We start from the raw sequence: 20,827 nt of genomic DNA on the forward strand, positions 1-20,827 counted from the left end.
CTTATGTTTAACAGAATAATCCGCAATGACATTTTAAAGAGCAAAGCGATAACGTTGACAACAATGATATTCGTCGCTGCCTCAGCTATGCTTGTTTCACTCGCGGCGATACTCGTCGTTAATCTTTCTGGCGCGCTGGATACGCTAATGACACAAGCGAAAACGCCACATTTTATGCAGATGCATTCGGGTGAGATTGATACTGCGCGGCTTTCGGCTTTTGCGGAACAAAACAGCAGCGTCGATGAATTTCAAGTGGTGGAATTTCTGAACATTGACGGATCGGAGATTATATTGGGCGATAATTCGCTTGCGAACAGCGTTCAGGACAACGGTTTAAGCGTACAGAGCGAAAAATTCGATTATCTTCTTGATTTGGACGGAAACGTCATCAACGTATCTAACGGAGAGATTTATGTTCCGGTAAGCTATATGAAGGATAACACTGCAAAGATCGGTGACAAGGCCGTAATAAGCGGAAAAGAATTTACCGTTGAAGGATTTCTCCGCGATTCGACAATGAATTCATCGCTTTCCGCCTCTAAGCGATTTCTTGTAAGCAGCAATGACTATAAGGAAATAAAAAGCCTTGGAAATACAGAGTATCTGATTGAGTTCAGACTCAAGGATATGTCGGCGTTAAGTGCATTTGAAACCGCATATGCCTCTGCAAAACTTGAAATGAACGGTCCAACGGTTACATATGCGCTATTTAGAATGATGAATGCAATTTCCGACGGGATGATGATTGGGGTTATTCTGCTGGTAAGCCTGCTTGTCGTTGCCATCGCGTTCATGTGCATACGCTTTACGCTCCTTGCGAAAATCGAAGACGATTATCGAGAAATTGGTGTTATGAAAGCTATAGGGCTGCGTGTCTCCGACATCAAGAAGATTTATATAGCGAAATACGCGGCAATTGCGGCGGCAGGCTCTATTCTCGGTTTTGCTCTTTCATTTGTTTTTAATGGCATGCTTCTTAAAAATATACGGCTTTATATGGGGGAAAGCGAAAATTCTTCTTTTGCTTATGTCTTAGGGATCATCGGCATATTGCTAGTATTCCTTGCCATTATGGTCTATGTGAACGGAGTGCTGAAACGATTTCGGAAAATTTCAGCCGCGGAAGCCATACGCTTCGGCAAATCTCAGGAGCAAAACACAGGTGCTAATCGTTTTACCCTGAACGGAAACAAGCTGTTTAACACGAATGTTTTTCTCGGTATCAAAGATGTTCTCTCAAGGAAAAGACTTTACGCCACAATGCTAGCTGTGCTGGTGATTTCGGCTTTTATCATGATCGTTCCGCTGAACCTATACAATACGATTTCCTCAAAAAGCTTCATCAGTTATATGGGGATTGGAAACTACGATCTGCGCATACAGTTGTCTGGCAATATCGACAATAGCTCTGAAAAAGTCGCTGAAGTCGTGGAGACGGTGAAAAGCGATCAAGCTATTTCAAAGGTTGCTGTCCTTACAACAAAAACATTCAAGGCAAAAATGGAAGACGGATCAGAGGAAAATATTAAAATTGAACTAGGCGACCATTCCATATTTCCTATCGAATATTCTGAGGGAAAAGCCCCCGCCGCAGATGACGAAATTGCTCTTTCAACTATATATGCCAATGAGATGGGCAAAAAGGTCGGCGATGTCAATACGCTGGTGATTGATGGACGGGAGAAAGAACTTACGGTAAGCGGAATTTATTCCGACATTACCAACGGCGGCAAAACCGCCAAAGCCGTATTCACCGACAATTCGGCGGGCATTATGTGGAGCATTATTAGTGCTGAGCTTTCGGACAAAGCCTTTATTGACGCGAAGTATGCGGAATATGCAGACAAGTTTGATTTTGCAAAGACTTCAGACATTGATGAATTTGTTACACAGACCCTCGGCTCGACAATAAGCTCCGTCGAAATGGGTTCCTACGCCGCAGTCGCCGTTGCGCTGTCTATAACGGCACTAGTTACATTGTTATTTATGAAAATGCTTGTGGCAAAGGACCGATATTCTATTGCCGTAATGAAAGCGTTCGGTTTTACAAACTCGGATATTAAAGCTCAGTATGTTTCGCGTACGGTATTCGTTTTGATTGCGGGAATAGTTCTCGGCACGCTTCTGGCAAACACTCTTGGAGAGAAGCTTGCGGGTTTGGTTATTTCTTCGTTTGGAGCGTCGACGTTTAATTTTGCGGTAAATCCTCTTTCGGCGTATCTGTTTAGTCCGCTAATGATGATATGCGCGGTACTTATCGCAACAAAGATCGGTACATCGGGCGCGGGACTAATAAAAATATCCGAAAATATAAAGGAGTAGACCTATGAAGAAGATTATTATCGGTGATCAAATAGTAAAGTCTTTCGGTGCGGGAGATGAACAGCGTAATGTTCTTGATGAAGTGTCCGTTGAAATAAACGAGGGCGAGTTTGTAGCGGTTATGGGACCTTCTGGATCGGGAAAATCGACGCTGCTGTTTGCGTTGAGCGGAATGGACAAAGTTGACGGAGGAAAGGTCGTTTTTGACGGCGGGGAATTATCGGCGACCTCTGAGAATGAGCTTTCAGATATACGTAGGACAAAGATGGGATTTGTTTTTCAACAGCCGACTATGCTGAAAAATCTGAATATTCTCGACAATATCATTCTTCCATCAATGCGCGATAACAGAAAAAACGTCGAAAAAATATCGGAGAAGGCAAGAGCGCTTATGAAAAGGGTTGGCATTGAAGAGCTTGAAAAGCGAGACATGACACAGGTTTCGGGAGGTCAGCTTCAACGTGCGGGAATATGCCGCTCGCTTATGAACAGCCCGAAAATCATTTTCGGCGACGAGCCGACGGGTGCGCTCAACTCAAAATCTGCGGAGAAGATTATGGATATATTTTCTGAAATTAACGCGGATGGTACTGCGGTTATGCTTGTAACTCACGATGCAAAGGTTGCAGCGCGGACGGAGCGCATTATGTTTATGCGCGACGGAAAAATCGTAAGCGAACTGAAGCTTTCAAAGTTTGACGGGACAGATATGGATGGCAGGGTCGAGAAAGTTGCAGCGGAAATGTGGGAAATAGGAATATGATTTGCCTCATTTTGATTTCTTCGCTGAAACGAGTCGAGCAAGTGCGAACAATTGAATTAGTACGTTTGTGATGTATTTGAATGATGTAGAGGAAGTCGGAGAAACGGCGTTCCCCATGCTTAATTTCTCTGTTAGACCTAAATAAAGGCACGGCCGTCTGCTTCGAATTTTAATAACAATCAAGGCAGCGGCTAGTCGTTCTGTTGATATCCAACAAGGTGCAGAGTTGGCTAAAATGGAGCTTGAATTGCTGCTGACCCAGTACGAATGGATTCAAAACAAATTCGAACATGCAAATCCCAATGATGATGCCACTGGTCGAATCCGTTGAAAAAGATGCAGTCTCTAATCGACATTGTGTGACAAACTCATTCGCATTCTTTTCGGCATATTGAAAAAAGGACATGAGTTCAAGGAAGAAAAAAATGATGCAGGATATCCCTCGATGATCCATACGGATGAAGATCCTGCCGGGCAGCATATCTGACTTCCACCTCATGGACAGGTTGAATGAAGGAATGTGGGAGGGTTGACCGCCATGAGCCTATGTGGAGACTTTTTTGCACTTTAACCGGTCCCATGAATTTATTCATCTACAACATCGTTCCACTGAAACGCTATCTGCAATAAACAAACTAGGGCAATATTATAAGAAAACGTGAGTATTTAAGAGATAAGCAATTCTCCATAGAGGGAGGATACTTGAAATTGAATTATTTGGCTAATAATATTAGAGTTAATAAATTATAATTACTTTGATATTGGGGAATGAAACAATGCAAATTCGTGAAATTGAAGAAAAGGACAATCAAACAATAGAGCGAATTATTAAACGCTCATTGGAATCATTTAACCTAAACATTCCGGGAACAGCATATTTTGACCCTCAACTCAACAGTATGGCACAATATTACAAGGAACAATCAAATGCAAAGTATTGGGTTGCAGTGAATGAACAAAATGAAGTGGTAGGCGGTGTGGGGATTGCACCGTTTGGGCAGGAATCGGGAATTTGCGAGTTGCAAAAGCTATACATCACACCCGAAGCTCAAGGCGTGGGTCTGTCGAATGATCTTATGAAAGTAGCACTCGACTTCGCCAAGAAACACTATACACACTGTTACTTAGAAACATTGAAGAAACTTCAAGCAGCAAATCTCCTTTACATCAAATTGGGTTTCCGGCAACTTGAAAGACCATTAGATGGTTCAGAGCATAATGCTACAGACGCTTGGTTTATAAAAGACTTATCGTTTTTGGGATAGTACAAAATTAACGCTCTACAGGAATCCTAACGGGTAATGATAGCTGAATAACAACACTGCGGCAGCCGTCCAATACGATCGGCTGCCTTTTTGTTGAGCTACGGGCTGGATAGTTTAAGATTATTCGCTGAGAGATGTATCACAAGTAACGTTAAAAAAGCATAGGAAAACATGCAGACCAGGTACGCAGACCGGAAATAACCGCCATCTTCATTCGCTTAGCATGTCGAGGGCGGTCAATGTTTTATATGGTTTGTAGGGGCGGATAGATAATTATTTCGTTTACACTGGCATCGTCTGGTTCGTTAATGGCGTATGCAATCGCTCTGACGACATTGTACGGGGATATCGACTCTGATTAACATAGTTGTTGCACACCTTTGAACCACACGGATTTGATCGACAAGGTATCTGAGATGTTGGATGTCGGATCACCGTCTACTAGTATAAGGTCAGCGCGCGCACCTTCGGTAATACGGCCGCGATCGTGAAGACCAAAGCAACGGGCCGGTTTGGTAGTAGCCGACTGAAGCGCTTCTATCGGAGTGAACCCTGCCTTCACCAGCAATTGCATTTCATGATGGACGCTGGCTCCATGAGCAAGGCCACCAAGATTCGGAACGGGAACCGGCGCAACATCCGTCCCTACCAGAATATCAACTCCGGCACGGTGAAGGTCCATCACATTCTTAAAGCTGTTCTCCATATTGCCTTGCGGAAACGTATTGAAGCTTGAGTTCAAAATATCGATCCAATCCGGACTTAATTTGGAATGAACACGCGGATCATTCGCCAATTCCGATGCCGGATTTCCAATAATCGATGAATTCAACACCAAGCACGGTGTAACAAAAGCGCCTGAACCCGCTATGGATTTCACTAACTCGGACGTGTACTCGGGTCTGTCGATAAACAAGTGGCCCAAACCGTCGACTCCTAAATCGATGGCTTCTTGCGATGAAAGAGCCGTCAAAACGTGGGCGATGACCAGTTTATCGAACTTGTGGGCTTCTGTCACGGCTGTTTTTAGAATCTCGTCGCTTAGTACAGGCAGGCCAGGTGCACCCATAACCGTTCCTTCTTCAATCATGATCTTAATATAGTCGGCTCCATTATCTACTTGGGTATGCACATGTTTAATCGCTTCTTCCACCGTCGTCACTTGCGGTATTTCTTCGTGATCGTGAGCGTATGCAGCCAACATCGCTTCCCGGTCTTCCTCCGATAACTTCTCTAGTTCCTTTAATACGAATTCCGGTATTTCATCTCCATCCGGCAGTAATTCATCTGGGTGTCCGCCCGGAGCTGTGATCGCTGTGCCTGCAGAACGGACGTCTGCGACACCATTCACATTTTTCAACTGAATCTCGCGCCCTCTTTTAGTAAAATCGCCGTTCATTTCGAGTTCTGTTGTAACGCCGAATTTTAAGGCATCTCGTAATCCGCCGATTGAGGTGTGGACATGTGCATCTATGAGACCCGGCATTAGTGTCGCATTTTCTCCATCGATAATCGTTGCATCGGCCGGAAGGTCTCCGCCCACTGAAATAATGGACTCCCCTTTAATGACAACATGTCTGGGCGCAATAATTTGATCTCCATCAAAGATACGTACATTTGTAATCGCCGTAACTTGTTCTAACGCAGCATGTTGAGTTACCTTCTCCATTTGAATTCCTCCCAAGTGTTTGTTGTCCAACAGTTCGAAGTATAACTGTTAGTTATCTAACTGTCAATAAACTAATATTCGTTTGACAACCCTATAGGATCACTGTATAGTTTAGTTACTTACAGTTAGATTCCTAACAATCGCAGGGGGGACGATCATGCAATCCCGAAAGGATACGCCTTATCTGGATTTGTTTCAGATTATCGGTCTTAAGTTAAAGAAAAGAGCGGACGAGAGTATAAAAGAGCTGGGGTTAAACGCTCAACAAGGAAAAGTAATCGATTATATTTACCAGAACCAAAATAATCATATTATTCAAAAGGACCTTGCAGATCGGTTTCATTTACGTGGGGCCAGCATTACAAGCATGCTTCAAGGTCTAGAGCAAAAAGGGTTCATCGAGCGAAAAATCCCGGCCAATAATGAACGGCAAAAAAATATATATGTATTGCCAAAAGCGATTGAACTGATTGAAGACTTTCAAGACTCATTCCAAAAGGTGGAGGAAGAAATCGTTCAAGTCCTTACCGACGAGGAAAAGCAAGTCTTAAAGGAAATGTTGATCAAAATTAATGAACGCTTATAATGGAAGAAAAAATTGTAACGTCAATCCAAGAATAAACTCAAAGGATTTATCGAAAAGAGCCATAAAAGGAAATTTCCAGAAGAAGCGGAAGGTTTTTATTATTTCGCCTGTCTACTCTTTGGGTAGCATATCACTTTCTCGACAGCTTGAGCCCTCCTGTATTTGCAGGAGGGCTCTTTGCATGTTCTTCGATCCGTTCCTTTACACGCTAATGATTATTCACTCACTCGCTAAAGATTATTTGGCGTATTCAGGTATGTTGCTCGGTAATGATTGTAGACGGCACTTAGGGATGCCCAGTAAGCTCGGTGTAGTCAAGCGATTACACTGGCACAGGAGGCTATGCTCTATGAATTACGAGAAATACGAGGATCGGGTCAGAGTGCAGAAGAGAAGCGACGAACAACGCGTAAACCAACACTCTCCTTATTGTGATCTCATTTATTATCCTTCTTCGATTCACCCGGAGCTAAGCCTCGCGATGAGAATATTGAAGCCGCGAAAGCCCTCCCCTATATGTGTAACAACCCACGGCTGGCATATGAGCATCCCTGCCTTTACCTATATGGATACACCTCATCAGGAAGGTGATTATTTAATCATTGAGGTGGATATGCGGGGACGTGCATTTTCTGATGGCGAGCCGGACTGCAACGGCTGGGAGTTGCTCGACGTGATCGATGCCGTTCATTATGTACGGAAGCATTACGCTGATTGCATCATTAATCCTGAAGTTACTTATTTCGAAGGGGGAAGCGGCGGCGGAGGAAATGCTTATGCGATCATCGGGAAGTTTCCTGATTTTTTTTCAGCTGCAACAGCGATGTGCGGCATTACCGATTATGGGATGTGGTACGAGCAGGATGAGATTGGCGAGTTTCGCGATGAATTGGATGTGTGGATCGGTTTTCCTCCACAGACGAACGTTGAGGCTTATCAATCGCGAAGCGGCTTGGCGTTGTTAGGCAATGTTCTGACTCCTTTGTTCATCGCACACGGAGAGTCGGATATCCGTGTCCCTGTCCAGCATGCACATCTCTATATGCAACGAGTGATGGATCTTGGACAGCAGGAGCGTGTCAGCTATCTGGAGCTGGAGGGGGTCGGGACGAGAGAGCATTGGGGAAATGCGACGGAGGAACAGATGCGGCAGATGAGAGAGTTGAGCGAGCAGAATCGCCGGAAGTACAACGTGCCTATCGAAATACCGGCCACTGGCGTGTTTACTGTCGCTGGTTATCTGATCACGAAGGAATTTTCTGTCATTTTGAATTCCCTCGATAAGGTGGCGCAGGTGATCTATGATTTGCAGAAAAATGAATTCAAAGTGACGGGTGAACAAATCGAAGGTTATACGATTGTTCGCCATAACAGAACAAGTTAATGAACAGGATTGCATGGCTTTTAGGAAAGCCTTTTGTCTATGAATGCTAAAGAAATGGAGGTACTTAAATGGAGATGAGGGAAAGACCCTTCATGACGGCTGGCGCCAGCATAGGTTCTGGGCCGCAGCCGAATAAGAGGAACCGAATCGGTAAAATTATCGCTCGTGACAGATGGCTGTATTTTATGCTGCTGCCTGGCATTGTTTATTTCATTCTATTCAAGTATTTGCCGATGTGGGGCGTATTGATAGCCTTTAAGAATTACCAGCCCTTTTTGGGCTTCTGGCAAAGCGATTGGGTAGGGCTCAAGCATTTCACTCGTTTTTTTGGCGAGCCAACCTTCTGGATGCTATTTAAAAATACGGTTATACTCGCGCTTTACAATTTGTTTTTCTTTTTCCCTCTGCCGATTGTCGTCGCCTTGATGCTCAATGAGGTGCGAAAGGAGTCCGTGAAACGATTTATCCAAACGATGGTTTATATCCCGCATTTCTTCTCGTGGGTCGTAGTAGTCGGTATCTTCTACATGCTCTTTACGGTTGAGGGCGGCATCGTGAATGAGATGATCGTGAATGTGGGCGGGGAACGCGTTAATTTTCTCATTAGCGCCGATTGGTTTCGAACCATGATTATGAGCGAAGTAGTGTGGAAGGAAACGGGCTGGGGGACGATTATTTTCCTTGCCGCGCTCGCAGGCGTAGATCCCGGTCTGTATGAGGCTTCCAAAATCGATGGTGCGGGGCGCTGTCGCCAGTTGTGGCATATTACGCTTCCTGCCATACGCAGCACGATTATTATTTTGTTCATCCTGCGGCTTGGCCATTTTATGGATACGGGTTTTGAGCAGATCATTCTAATGCTTAACGCAATGAATCGCGAGGTAGGGGAGGTTTTCGACACCTATGTGTATTCGGTGGGGATTAACCAATCTCAATTCAGCTACAGCACAGCAGTAGGATTGTTTAAATCCGTGATCGGTTTGGTACTGGTGCTCGCTACCAATGCGTTAGCCAAAAAGGCTGGAGAAGAAGGCATTTATTAAGGGGAAAGGATGAATTGAAATGAGAGACCGATCATGGGGTGGACGGTTATTTGATGGTGCTAATCTGACGCTGCTGCTTTTATTCGCAGCCGTAACCGTACTGCCGTTTCTATACATGGTGCTTGGCTCGTTCGCTTCGCCGGAGCAATTTGCCAAGCAGGGTATGGTATTAATCCCAACTAAGTTTTCAGTGGAGGCGTACAGCTATATTTTCTCCACGGACACAATCGTCCGCAGCTTGCTTAACACCATTTATATTACACTAGCGGGCACCTTCATCAATATTTTATTTACCGCTTTAATGGCTTATCCGCTTTCTCGCAGAGAATTGCTAGGGCGCAGGTCGGTCATGCTGATGGTTATCTTCTCGATGCTGTTCAGCGGAGGCATGATTCCTACCTTTCTAGTTGTTAAGTCGTTAGGCTTGATAGATTCGCTCTGGTCTTTATTGCTGCCGGGAGCAATCAGCGCTTTCAATCTAATTATATTAAAAAACTTTTTTCAGCAAATGCCGGAAGGCATTGAAGAGTCAGCGAAAATTGATGGGTGCAATGATCTGATCATTTTGATTAAGATCGTGTTGCCCCTATCGCTTCCGGCGATTGCGACCTTTTCCTTGTTCTACGCAGTGGGTCATTGGAACTCGTTTTTTTCCGCGATTCTTTATATCAATGATACAGCCAAGTGGCCGATTCAGGTTATTCTCAGGCAGGTCGTGATTATGTCCGAAGGTGGGATCGGCGATTCCAGCCAGGTGAACGATACCTTCACCATTCCGCCGCAGTCGATTAAGATGGCCGTTATTACGGTATCGACTCTGCCTATTTTAATTGTGTATCCGTTTTTGCAGAAGCATTTTGCGAAGGGTGTACTCTTGGGTTCGGTTAAAGGATAGTGCTGAATGTCACTCTGCTACATTCTTTCAGAGTGACGGTAGGCACATAATCTTTTAATATAAAATACAAGGAAGAAAAGGGAGGATCACAATGAGGGGATCTAACGGGCAACGACGCAAGGGATGGAAGATCGCGGGGGCATTGCTGATTGTGGCAGGTCTGCTGGCAGGCTGCGGACAAGGGGAGAATAAGGCGGTGAATAATAGCCCATCTACGGACAATCAAGCAACGGCCAAACCAAGCGAGCCGCTCAAGCTGTCGATGATGAATATGTATTATTCGGCTGAACCGCCTAAAACAGACAATGAAGCGGTGAAAATGATCGAACAGTACACAGGAACTGAGCTGGACATTACTTGGGTGCCTAACTCCGCCTACAACGATAAGATCAATGCGACGATTGCCGCCGGCGAACTACCAAAGATTATGATGATTGCCGGCAATAAAGGGCAGGGCATCATTAATGCGGTACAGTCGGGATTATTCTGGGAAATTGGCCCGTATCTGAAGGATTATCCGAACCTGAGCAAGCTGAATCCGATGGTGCTCAGCAACATATCGGTAGAAGGCAAGGTATACGGTATTTTCCGCAGCAGGCCTCTGGCGCGTGAAGGGATTATTTTACGAAAGGATTGGCTTGATGGGGTTGGGCTAGCGGAGCCGAAGACGATCGATGATTTCTACAATGTGATTAAGGCATTCAGTACGATGGATCCCGACAAGAACGGAAAGGCAGACACGTATGGCATGTATGAGGGCAGAGGGCTCAACGGGTTTCAGACGATTCTAAGCTGGTATGGCGGACCGAATCTGTACGGAATCGAAAATGATAAGGTTGTTCCTGATTTTTTAACGAAGCAATATGTGGAAGCGCTTAAGCTGTACAAAAAACTGTATGATGAAAAGCTGATTAATCAGGATTTCGCTGTCGTACCGGGAACAAAACGCCAGGAAGCGGTTAATCAAGGCAAAGCAGGCTTAATTATCAGTACCTTGGATGATGTGAATGCGGGTTTTAACGACTTGGCCAAAGCTAATCCCAATGCTGTACTTGACGTAGTCAGCCGGATTAATGGACCAGAGGGCGAGCGACTGATGCTGTTTAATGGAGGTTATGTGGGGGCTTATATGTTCCCGAAAACCAGCGTGAAGACAGAAGAAGAGCTGAAGCAAATACTGGGCTTCATGGATAAGCTGGCAGATAAGGATATGCAAAATTTATTCGAGTGGGGAATTGAAGGCAAGCATTACAAGGTTGAGAACGGTAAACCGGTACGCACAGACGGAAAAGCCTATGAGACCGACATCAATTCGATCTATCAAATCCGTTTTGATGATGGTAGCTTGGCGGATGCTGGAGAAGATGCCCCAATCGTGCGCAAATATAAGCAAATGTTCAAGGACAATGCCGATATTGCTGTAGCAAATCCGGCAGAATCTTTCCAATCGCCTACACTTGCAGAGAAGGGCTCCGAGATTACGAAAATTATTCAGGATGCAAGAGTGAAGTTTATTATGGGCGATATTGACGAAGCAGGCTGGAATGCGGCTTTGGAGCAATGGAAGAAGAGCGGTGGCGACAATGTTATCGAGGAATACACCGCTCAATACTTACAGTTGAAGAAGTAGTCAACTGCTATTCGTACAAAGAATGCTCGGATACAATAGAGTAGAGGAATTCTTTTTCCCTTGCGAAAATGAATTCCTCGCTCATTTCGCATCATTTGGAGGTTAGTCCGATCATGAGAATTCGTCCGCCCAAGTTTTTACTACGGTTGTTTCTGTTCAGCGTGCTTCTGGGAACGCTACCCGTTCTCGTCTTGGGGTTTCTATCCTATCAGAAATCCTCTGAGATCATTCAGGATAAGGTCGCCAAGGGCAACATGCTGAATTTGGAGCAAACCCAGCAGAGGGTGGAGCAGATTCTGAAGACGGCAGACAAATCAGCCATACAATTTATCAGCTCTTCGCTTGTAAATTCCGCTTTAAATATGTCTTTAACTCCCAATCAATTCGAAACGGTGAACAGCTTGTTGCAAGGGCTTCACCAGCTTCAAGGCTTTGATCTGGGCATTTCGGATATTTTGCTAGTTAGTTTGAAACGTGAATGGGCAATCGATAACTCTTCCGAGGTACTTCGCCTAGAAAGCTTTGAACAAGCGGATATGGTAAGTCAGTATGCAGCGTCTGACAAAACCAGCTTCTGGACGCACGCCGGCACTACTAATGAGGAGGTGCATCTGGTCAAGAAGCTTCCGCTTCATTCCGCTGCGCCGTCGGGCTTAATCATCGTGAAGTTCAAAAGCAAGGAGATTAATAAGCTGCTGGCAAATAACCGAGAGCTTGGGGACGTAATGATTCTGGATGAGAACGGCCTTGTACTGGCGCATAGCGATCTGTCGCTAATTGGCAAGGATTTCAGCGGGAGAGCGGAATTGCTTCCGATTCGCAATGATGCGGCTACAGTAGGAGCCTACACGACTTCAGCCAATGGAGATAAGGGTGTCACGTTCCGAAAATCGCCTTATAATGGCTGGGTGTATATATCCGTTTCATCTGTGGAGCTGATTACAAAGGATTCGAAAGCCATTGAATGGTATACGATTACAGCTTGTCTGCTTATTCTTGCCTTTACATTACTGCCGTCCTGGCTCGGTGCCAGACGGATGTACAGCCCGATTCAAATGATCTACCGCTCCCTACAGGCCGAGCCGGAACATGGGAAGACCGCAGACGCGGACGAGCTGCGCTTCATTGGACACCAAGTGAATGAAATGCTGGATACGAAGCATCGATTAACGGGCATTATCGAAGGACAGCAGCGGCAGGTCGAGGAGCTGTTCATGATCAAGCTGTTTCAAGGCGAAGTGCGGGTACAAGAAATTCAGGAAAAGGTATCCGGATTTGCTTACAAGCCAGAGTGGGGTCCGATCTGCGTGATGGCTGTTCAAATTGATACGCTGAAGGACACGCGTTATAAGGATGTGGATGAGGATCTTCTCTTGTTCGCCATTAACAATATCGTGGATGAAATCGTGCCCGCCTCGGAGCGGTTGAAGCCGGCCGTTATGCACCGCACACAAGTCACATTGCTTGAATGCCGTGGGAAGCAGGAGGAAGCGTGGAAGAGGAGAGTGAATGAATTAGCTGCCGAGATTAAACAAAAGGTAAGCCAGTTTCTGGAGCTTGAGGTCAGCATAGGCATAAGTCGGCTCTATCCGGCGCTGGAGGATGCGAGAATGGCGTATCAGGATGCGACAGAGGCTTTAAAGTATACGATCAGGACGGGGGCAGGCTCTGTTATCTATATCGAAGATGTCGAACCGGAAGGCACGATTCTCTCCCTCTTTCAGGGGCGAATTGAGCAGGAGCTGCTGGATGCGGTGAAGCTGGCCGATATTGCCCGGGCCGAGCAGCTGCTTGAGCAGTATTTGCAGGAAATCTTCCAGGAGAAAGTGAATCACCGCGAATATTTTGTTCCATTAACCGCCTTCCTGCTTGAATTGGTCCGTATGGCGCAGAACCTTGGCGAACCGCCGTCCTCTCTATATGACGGGGAGAAATCGTTAATCGATCAGCTGTACAGGCTGAGAACGGTGAAGGAAATAAGTGAGTGGTTCCGCGAGGCGCTAATGTATCCGATGATGGAGCTGTTTGAGCAGAAAAGAAAAACGCAATATATGCGAATCTCGGATCAGATGCTGGCGATGATTCACCATGAAGCGGAGACGGATCTATCACTGGATGCATGCGCTGTTCGTTTGGGCTACCATCCGGATTACATCCGGGGCGTATTTCGCAAAGAGACCGGCGTCAATTTCAGTGATTATTTATCTAGCTTTCGATTGCAGAAGGCGAAGGAGCTGCTTGTCGATACCGAATTGAAAATTGCAGAGATAGCAGAGCGGCTGCGTTACAATAATTCGCAAAATTTTATCCGGTACTTTCGTAAACAGGAAGGCATGACTCCAGGCCAATATCGTGAACAACATCACTTAAGGGAGTGAAGACTTTGTTGTTGAAAAAATTAGGCTTATCCCTGTTAGCGGTTATGCTGGTGGTTCCTATGGTTCTGATTCCCGGTCCTCAGAAGGCGGATGCCGATCCTGCTGTTAACCCGGCCGTTATCCGCGAGGGTTCTACGTATTTGCTGGATTTTGAAACAGGATCGCTAGCAAGCGGAACTTATCATGATGGAACGAGCAACGCCTTAAAATTTTCCGGCGATACGACTCATATTTCGTTGAATGACGGACAGCTCGTGATGGGTTCGTTAACGGGCTCCACTGTGGGGGTGTTCGATTACGGCTTCTCCAGCGTGCCCTTAGACAAATATGATAACTTCGAAGTTTCATTCGATATGACCATGACACACCGGGAGGCGGGCAAGCAGGTCGGCATCCAGTTTCAGAAGAATGCTTGGAACGATGGTTGGGATGCCCAGTTAAAGACTCACTTCACATATGACGGCAAAATGAATTTTTTCGAGGGCAGCACCTCTATCGCCAATACCGATGCGGGTAAATATCGCAGCCTCAAGGATTACGGTGCTCCGGGACTGAATCGAGAAGTCATGCCATGGGAAACGTATCGCGTCAAGCTGGTAGCTGATGGTAACCGGGTACAGGTGTTTATGAACAGCCATTCGGCGCCTGTAGTCGACGTGCTGCGTGCTTCTCCGGTAGGTCAGGGCTTCGTAGGAATATTCGGCAATGCCAATACAGGCTTTAAGCTGGACAATTATTTGTTTAATAAGCTGAAGCCTGAGGCGGAGCGGGATGATTTTGCTTTGTCAGGGGATACGGCAGGTATGTATGTGTATATTCCGCCTTTAAATGAAAGCGTTACCAAAATGATCGTTCGCTATCAGAACCTGACGGATGCAGCACCCGTACAACAGCTCTCCTATACGGGTGAGAGAAATCATTATCTTTATGTAGGCGGTTTGATGGCCGGCAAGGAATACAAGGTTGAGCTAATTCCGGTCTATACCAGTGACCGGTCGAATGTGGATACGGAAATATCCGTATATAAAAGCAAGACGGTTCAAATCGGCCAGCCTCTACAAACGGAGTTGATTCTATCCGAAGGTGAAACCTTCCTCGGGGCTACGAAGCAAGTTGATGTATCCGTCATCGGCGCAGACAGTATCCGTTACACGCTGGATGGCTCAGAGCCAACGCTCACTCATGGAACAGCGATCAGCGGGGACTACATTTTCAGCGATTCGGTTGTTATCGATCATACGCTGACATTCAAAGCGGCAGCGATTTTGGATGGAGAGATCAAGAGCAGCGCCGAGGAAACGTATGTGGCTGGTGTGAATTCCGTGCAACTGACCGGATCAGCCGTATTTCACAATACGCAGCAGGTGAACATAAGCTCGGAGCATGCCGATGCGATTATTTACACAGCAGATGGCTCGAGTCCGCTCTATGAAGCGGCTGCGGATACAGCAGCCAATGGTACGATGGTGCGCGCCTCGTCGGCTTCGATTACGTTAACTGAAACGTCTCAGGTACAGGTGCTTGCAGTACGGGATGGGGTTGCTGGAGCAATCGCCTCGGCCCACTACACAAAGGTGGCGCTGAATAGCCAGCTTATCACCTCCTGGAATTTCACCAACAGCTCCGTTGTTTACGCTCAAGAGCAAGATGATGCATATGGAAAAGCTTCAGCCCCATGGACAAATTTGCTCGGTTGGGATGTAAACGCGGATAAGGGAGTTTGGGCCAATCATATTGTGACGGATAACGTATTCCGAGATTTGGAGGGCGTGCATCTGTTTACAACGTCTAACGAAATTCAAGCAACGACCTCCAATCCTAATTTCTATCTGGATTTTCATGATGCGGGACTGCTTAAGGTTCCTGCTGAATATCGGTACTTAAGCATCTGGATGAAGGTGAACCATACGGCGAATGCTGCCGTCTATTTTGGCACGGATGTAAGTGCGGATACGAATAAGCTAAGTGAGTCTAGGAAGGTGGCCTTCCGAAATACAGCCTCAGAGATTCCGTCCTTCCAGCGATACATTATCGATATGGGACAAAATCCGGGCTGGACGGGCAGCATTACGAAGCTGAGGATAGATCCGATGGCTACGTATCCGAGCATGAAGGATGGAATCGAAATCGCAGTGAAGGATATTCAGATGCTGAGGAAACAGGATTTGCCGGCTGAAGTCAGGCTAACAACGTTCGAAACATCGTCTAAGGAGATCTTATCTCCGGGCGACACCTTCGAGATCAAAGCGGTATTGGAGAATATAGGGGAAGACATCGATTCGATGTCCGTGAACTTGTCTGTACCTGATTTTATTGAAGTAACGCCAGTGGACGATTGGAGCCAATCCGGCTTGTTATCCGGTCAATCGGTAACTTTGACCTATGAGGCTGAGGTGACGGGGACGGGAGCGGGTGGAATATCGCTGACTGTTTCGGGATCAGGGATCCCATCGACAAGGGGATTATCGCGTATATTCAGTGTCAGGGCTTCGCTCCCAGCCAGTGGCCAGGCCGATGATGTCATTATCGGCAATGCCGAACGGCGTTTGGTATTTCCATCGCCACATAACACGGGGCTTAGTGGCTACGGTTTTGCATGGCTGGAGGCGCAGCGCAATGGCAACTGGAGCCGGATGGCTGTAATGCCTTCACTGGGAAGTGTGCAGCAATTGGCAAACGACGGTCAAATTTACGTTCAGGAGTTATATGCAGTGGCACCAACGGCCGCCAGCCCCTCTGAATTCCCGATTGGGTTCACAGATCCGCAGGGGGCTGATTGGACGGGGAAATTGAGCATAAATATGGACGGCGATGAACAATTCAAGCTTGAGCACGCGCTGCAGGCCGATGCGTCACGTGATATCGCGGCTATAGTCGGTCCTACGTTGCTGCTGGGCGAGGCAGGAATTCCATCGCTAAATGAGCAGCATAAGGTAATCAGGTCTGCAGACGAAGCGACAGGAGATTATATCCACGAGGCGTTATTTCCAGGACTGGAATGGCTGGATGCGATGGAGCTGAACAATCGCTCGTCCGATACGGCTGCGGTTATTGATTCCGTAGACGCTTATCGTTATGTACCAAATCCGCGCAAAATTACGGTTCCCTTGATGGCGGTGCGCAAGGATAATCTGTTATTTGGCTTGATGTGGGATGCCCGCCAGAAGTGGGACGGTGTTCATGATCAGCCTTCAGCGTTTTTTGGTCTTCCCAACCGTCTGGAGCGGGGGGAGGATACCGTGTCTACGAAGCTGAGCTTGTTTATACCTTCGATGCTTAACGGAATCAATGAGAATGCAACCTTTGCCACGGGCATTCCAGATTTCTATAATCGAATTACTGCCAATTCGAACAATGAAAACCCGGTCAGGCAGCCTTATGAGCTTGGAGCGAATGAAGAAATCATTCTGCAATCTCGTATTTTTGTTAAGGAAAGCACAGAAGTTTCGTCTGTTGTTCAGGATTGGATAAAGGAATATGGCCTCCCTGAGCAGCTTGATTATGCGCATGGGACGATGGAGCAGGAAAGTGAAGCGATCTTGACCAGCTTCGAGAATTTATGGACTCCTTCGGAGAATAAATGGATGAACCGGATCGGGCCGCCGGCTACGCCAACCATCACTTCTGCTTTTGTTATGCCTTATGCAGTCCTAGGCCGTTATGGAGGCTCAACCTTCCGCGATCTTGCCGAAGCACGCGTTGATTCTGCGATGACTTCGGTGGGAGGGAATTACTCCACCTATGGATATGTCCTGCCGTTCTATCTAGAAGGCATAGCGGGCCCAACATTGGAAGCCTTGAAATCAATTAATGTGGATTCTGCCATTAGCTCGGCCCAGAAAGTGAATCCTTCGAATGTGTCCGATGGCGTGTACTGGGATTATCAAACGTATATCACACGCAAAGGCTTCCCGGCGAGCGTTCATATGGGCGGGCTAACCGACGTAACGGCGGGCTCAAATGCGGAGATTCTATTCAGAATGCTCCGGCACGCGCGAATTACGGGAAATGAATCGGCTGTAACCTATGGTCTCGCAGGAGTGGATTACATGAATGAACACTTTGCTCTGCCGCGAGGCTCTCAGTCTTGGGAGTTGAGAAATATGATCCCTGAGCTGGAAACAGCAGCTGTGGCCGTTCGGGCTAATGTAGAAGCTTATAAGATAACGGAGAATCCGGATTATATCGAGCAAGCCCAGCTTTGGGCTGGAAGAGGCATGCCATTTATCTATTTGTGGGATGATGGCAGCTACGGGATCGATAAGGCGAATGGGCTAGGTGGCTCGTTCGGCAGCCATACGTTTATGCGATACGGCGCGATTGCTGCATTTGGCCAATCGACGTACCGCAGCGATGGAAAGCCGCTGCCGGGAACTTGGTTCGGACGTCCCGTTCAATGGTCCGGACATGATTTCGGCATCGCGCTGATGGAGCTGTATGAGGCGATGGAGCGTAACGGGCTGTGGAATGCCTATTTGATGGGAGGCGGGACGGATTATCGGACGATCAGCTTGGGCTTGTCGGTCAGCGGTTCCAGACAGACAACTGCAGCCGACAATCTGTATCCTGCTCATTTGTACGATGCGGCAAGCTTGTTGAAGTGGGAAACATCGGATTACCTGTATCCCAATTATCAAGGAGCCGAGCTGCTTGGCGCACTGCTTGGTTCAAAGACGAATCCGATTACGCAAACCGTTCCAATAGGAACTAAGGAGATTCGGATTAGCGCTGCAACCGATATCGAGGTCTTAAGCACCTCGTCAGCATCCATTCAGCTGCGTGCCGGGTTCTCATCTCCAGGGTCTTATACAATCTTCGTACAGGGGATTACGAGTCTCGGAAATGTGCTGCTAAGCAGCAATGATGCAGATGCAGTGGTAAGCTCATTTGCCGTAACGTCTGGTAGCGGCTTTGCCGAAATTCATCTCCAGATTGGAGAGTCGGGAGAAACAGAGGTCAATCTAAGCTCGGTTGTTCTCGCTCCTTAGGTATCTTGCGATAACTGGAAGCTATAGCTTAATACTCACCAAGGCTGCTGGTATAGCTTTTGTTTCGGCGGGGCCTTTGCGATGCCATGATCAAGGCAAAGAAGGAATAAATATAGCCGAGGCTTTAGAGGGTTACCATACTGAGGTGGTAATAATAAAGAAAGTATCAAAGTAATTCTGCTCTTATTTTTTTGACTCGAATTATCAAATAAAACTTGTATCAAATAATTTTATAACTAACAAATAATGCGTAAAGAGTCTATGTCAATCGTAGACTCTTTTTTCCGTTTATTACTCCTTTGGCGGGTTTTTAGATCCGAATGAAAAGCCAAATGCAACGCCAAGCGCAACTCCGATTCCGATTCCAAGCGCAATATTGTCCAGTGCGACACCAAATGCGACTCCAAGAGCGATACCGATCGCCAATCCTGATCCCATTGTTTTTCTTATCCAATTCAGACACCTCCGATGTTTTTTCTATATTACGATGGTGCGGAAGCTCTAGTTTCATCTCGTTATTCACAAGGCAATTATCGACAAAGAAGAACAAACTCTATCAATTTACTACATTGGGTATATATCCCATAATAGGTCCTATGATATACTCGTAGAAAATATATCCAAGGAGCTGTCGCTATGATTAAAAAAATGACGTTGATCATTTTCGCTTTAATGCTGCTATTTCAAGCGAGTGCCTTTGCAGCACAGAATAAGACTGCTGAGGTAGAGATCAATAAGGTTAAGGTTAGAGTTAACAATGTTCAGGTAGCAAGCAATAATCTTTTGTACAATAATACGACCTATTTGACCATTCGAGCAGTAGCTGAAATGTTGAAGCTGCCCGTCAATTTTTACAAAGAGACGAAGACGGTCTACATTGGGAAAGTGCCGGAAGGCGAAGTCCCGGAAAAGGTATTGTCAACTTGGAGCATGACCGCTCCGGCCAAGTCGAACGTTGAGCTGGAGAAGCCGAGAAAAGCAAAAATAAGCTTCGTTTTAAATGAAGTCTCCATAAAAGTGAACGGTAAAAAGATATCCTCGGACAACATCATCTATAAGGGAAGTACATATGCGCCTATGCGCGCTGTAGCACAGATGCTTGGTTATGATGTGAAAGTGCATGTGCCGACTTCGACTGTATATATCGGAGAGGTCCCTGCGAATCTTTCCTTCGATAATCCGAAGCCTGCTAGCAATAATTCCAGTAAGATGTATGATGTTGCCGCGACCGGTTCCATGAAGGGCTGGAGGCTGCTTAAAGGACACGAGTACGAAGGTAAGCTGGAAATTTACTATAAGTTAAACGGGACGATCGTAAGCACGCAGGTAAAGGATATACAAAAGGTAGATTTGAAGAAAAAAGTATCTTGGGTTGATGACAGCGGGAAAAAGAGACAAAATACAGTAGGCGAAATTTATAAAATGTTTGGAACGTTCAGCGAATACACATCCGAATGGTTTTATGAAAAGTTTGGCGACCTTTATGCCGATTGGCTGCTCTCCAGCACCGCTGACGTGAGCTCGCTAGTGGACCGCTACTTAGAGGAAACCGGACAGCTTGATGCGCCAGGCAGCAATATCACGCTTGGTCCTGACAGCGTTTTTGAATAAAAATTTGCGAAATCGCCGCTAAATATGTTATTTTAAAGGAACTAATGAAAAGGGGGGTGAAGTAGGTGAATCACGAAATGGTCAATAACCGTATTAGCCGGCTGCCGATTGCTATGGCTGGCATCGTTCATACATTTTCCGCAAACGGGAGAGGTCTGTCCAAATATGCTAATACGATTAAACCATTCGCGAGAAGACGCCTACTTTAGCCACAACGGATAGCTGTATCATCCGAAGGGTCGCAGGCTTGTTGCTGCGGCTCTTTTTTTGTGCACCACGGGTCAGGGTCT

At 46.4% G+C, this 20,827-nt stretch carries 14 protein-coding genes and 1 pseudogene; 13 read left to right on the plus strand and 2 right to left on the minus strand.

Annotated features, from left to right (window positions below):
- Positions 1-3: 3 nt before the first annotated feature.
- From ADU23_RS14615 to ADU23_RS14630, 4 genes and pseudogenes are all read left to right on the plus strand, one after another.
- Positions 4-2,325 (plus strand): ABC transporter permease, encoded by a 2,322-nt coding sequence (locus ADU23_RS14615; protein ID WP_053374393.1) that lies wholly within the window; start codon positions 4-6, stop codon positions 2,323-2,325.
- 4 nt (positions 2,326-2,329) lie between these two features.
- Positions 2,330-3,088: an ABC transporter ATP-binding protein gene (locus ADU23_RS14620; protein ID WP_053374394.1), complete on the plus strand. Its 759-nt coding sequence runs from the start codon at positions 2,330-2,332 to the stop codon at positions 3,086-3,088.
- Positions 3,089-3,095: 7 nt separating this feature from the next.
- Positions 3,096-3,258, plus strand: a pseudogene (locus tag ADU23_RS32130) (2OG-Fe(II) oxygenase); the annotation flags it as partial.
- 606 nt (positions 3,259-3,864) lie between these two features.
- Positions 3,865-4,353 (plus strand): GNAT family N-acetyltransferase, encoded by a 489-nt coding sequence (locus tag ADU23_RS14630; protein ID WP_053374396.1) that lies wholly within the window; start codon positions 3,865-3,867, stop codon positions 4,351-4,353.
- Between the two features lie 358 nt (positions 4,354-4,711).
- On the opposite strand, the gene ADU23_RS14635 is transcribed toward ADU23_RS14630, so the two are convergent.
- Entirely contained in the window at positions 4,712-6,022 is a 1,311-nt protein-coding gene (locus ADU23_RS14635; protein WP_053374397.1) for an amidohydrolase family protein, read from the minus strand.
- 157 nt (positions 6,023-6,179) lie between these two features.
- Between ADU23_RS14635 and ADU23_RS14640 the strand changes: the two genes are divergently transcribed.
- The 7 genes from ADU23_RS14640 to ADU23_RS14670 all read left to right on the plus strand — a co-directional run bounded on the left by ADU23_RS14640 (position 6,180) and on the right by ADU23_RS14670 (position 18,926).
- A complete protein-coding gene (locus ADU23_RS14640) occupies positions 6,180-6,608 on the plus strand; it encodes a MarR family winged helix-turn-helix transcriptional regulator (RefSeq protein ID WP_053374398.1) in 429 nt (142 codons plus the stop codon).
- A 349-nt stretch (positions 6,609-6,957) separates the two neighbouring features.
- Positions 6,958-7,992, plus strand: a complete 1,035-nt coding sequence (locus ADU23_RS14645) for an alpha/beta hydrolase family protein (protein WP_053374399.1) — start codon at positions 6,958-6,960, stop codon at positions 7,990-7,992.
- Positions 7,993-8,060: 68 nt separating this feature from the next.
- On the plus strand, positions 8,061-9,035 hold the full coding sequence (locus tag ADU23_RS14650) for an ABC transporter permease (RefSeq protein ID WP_442950608.1): 975 nt from the start codon (positions 8,061-8,063) through the stop codon (positions 9,033-9,035).
- A gap of 19 nt (positions 9,036-9,054) precedes the next feature.
- Positions 9,055-9,930 (plus strand): carbohydrate ABC transporter permease, encoded by an 876-nt coding sequence (locus ADU23_RS14655; protein WP_053374400.1) that lies wholly within the window; start codon positions 9,055-9,057, stop codon positions 9,928-9,930.
- A gap of 91 nt (positions 9,931-10,021) precedes the next feature.
- Positions 10,022-11,560 carry an extracellular solute-binding protein gene (locus ADU23_RS14660; protein ID WP_053374401.1) on the plus strand — a complete coding sequence of 513 codons (1,539 nt, stop codon included), beginning with the start codon at positions 10,022-10,024 and terminating at the stop codon, positions 11,558-11,560.
- Positions 11,561-11,673: 113 nt separating this feature from the next.
- Positions 11,674-13,938, plus strand: coding sequence for a helix-turn-helix domain-containing protein (locus tag ADU23_RS14665; protein WP_053374402.1), 2,265 nt, complete (start codon positions 11,674-11,676; stop codon positions 13,936-13,938).
- Positions 13,939-13,946: 8 nt separating this feature from the next.
- Complete coding sequence (locus ADU23_RS14670) at positions 13,947-18,926, plus strand: FN3 associated domain-containing protein (protein ID WP_157265790.1); 4,980 nt, start codon at positions 13,947-13,949, stop codon at positions 18,924-18,926.
- A gap of 291 nt (positions 18,927-19,217) precedes the next feature.
- Here ADU23_RS14670 and ADU23_RS33200 read toward each other — a convergent pair whose 3' ends face one another.
- Positions 19,218-19,364, minus strand: coding sequence for a hypothetical protein (locus ADU23_RS33200; RefSeq protein ID WP_197286066.1), 147 nt, complete (start codon positions 19,362-19,364; stop codon positions 19,218-19,220).
- Positions 19,365-19,562: 198 nt separating this feature from the next.
- On the opposite strand from ADU23_RS33200, the gene ADU23_RS14675 reads away from it, so the two are divergent.
- Positions 19,563-20,537 carry a stalk domain-containing protein gene (locus ADU23_RS14675; RefSeq protein WP_053374404.1) on the plus strand — a complete coding sequence of 325 codons (975 nt, stop codon included), beginning with the start codon at positions 19,563-19,565 and terminating at the stop codon, positions 20,535-20,537.
- Between the two features lie 65 nt (positions 20,538-20,602).
- Complete coding sequence (locus ADU23_RS33205) at positions 20,603-20,746, plus strand: hypothetical protein (RefSeq protein ID WP_176707701.1); 144 nt, start codon at positions 20,603-20,605, stop codon at positions 20,744-20,746.
- The last annotated feature ends 81 nt before the right edge of the window (positions 20,747-20,827 follow it).

The organism is Paenibacillus sp. FJAT-27812 (assembly GCF_001273905.1).
GTDB lineage: Bacteria > Bacillota > Bacilli > Paenibacillales > Paenibacillaceae > Pristimantibacillus.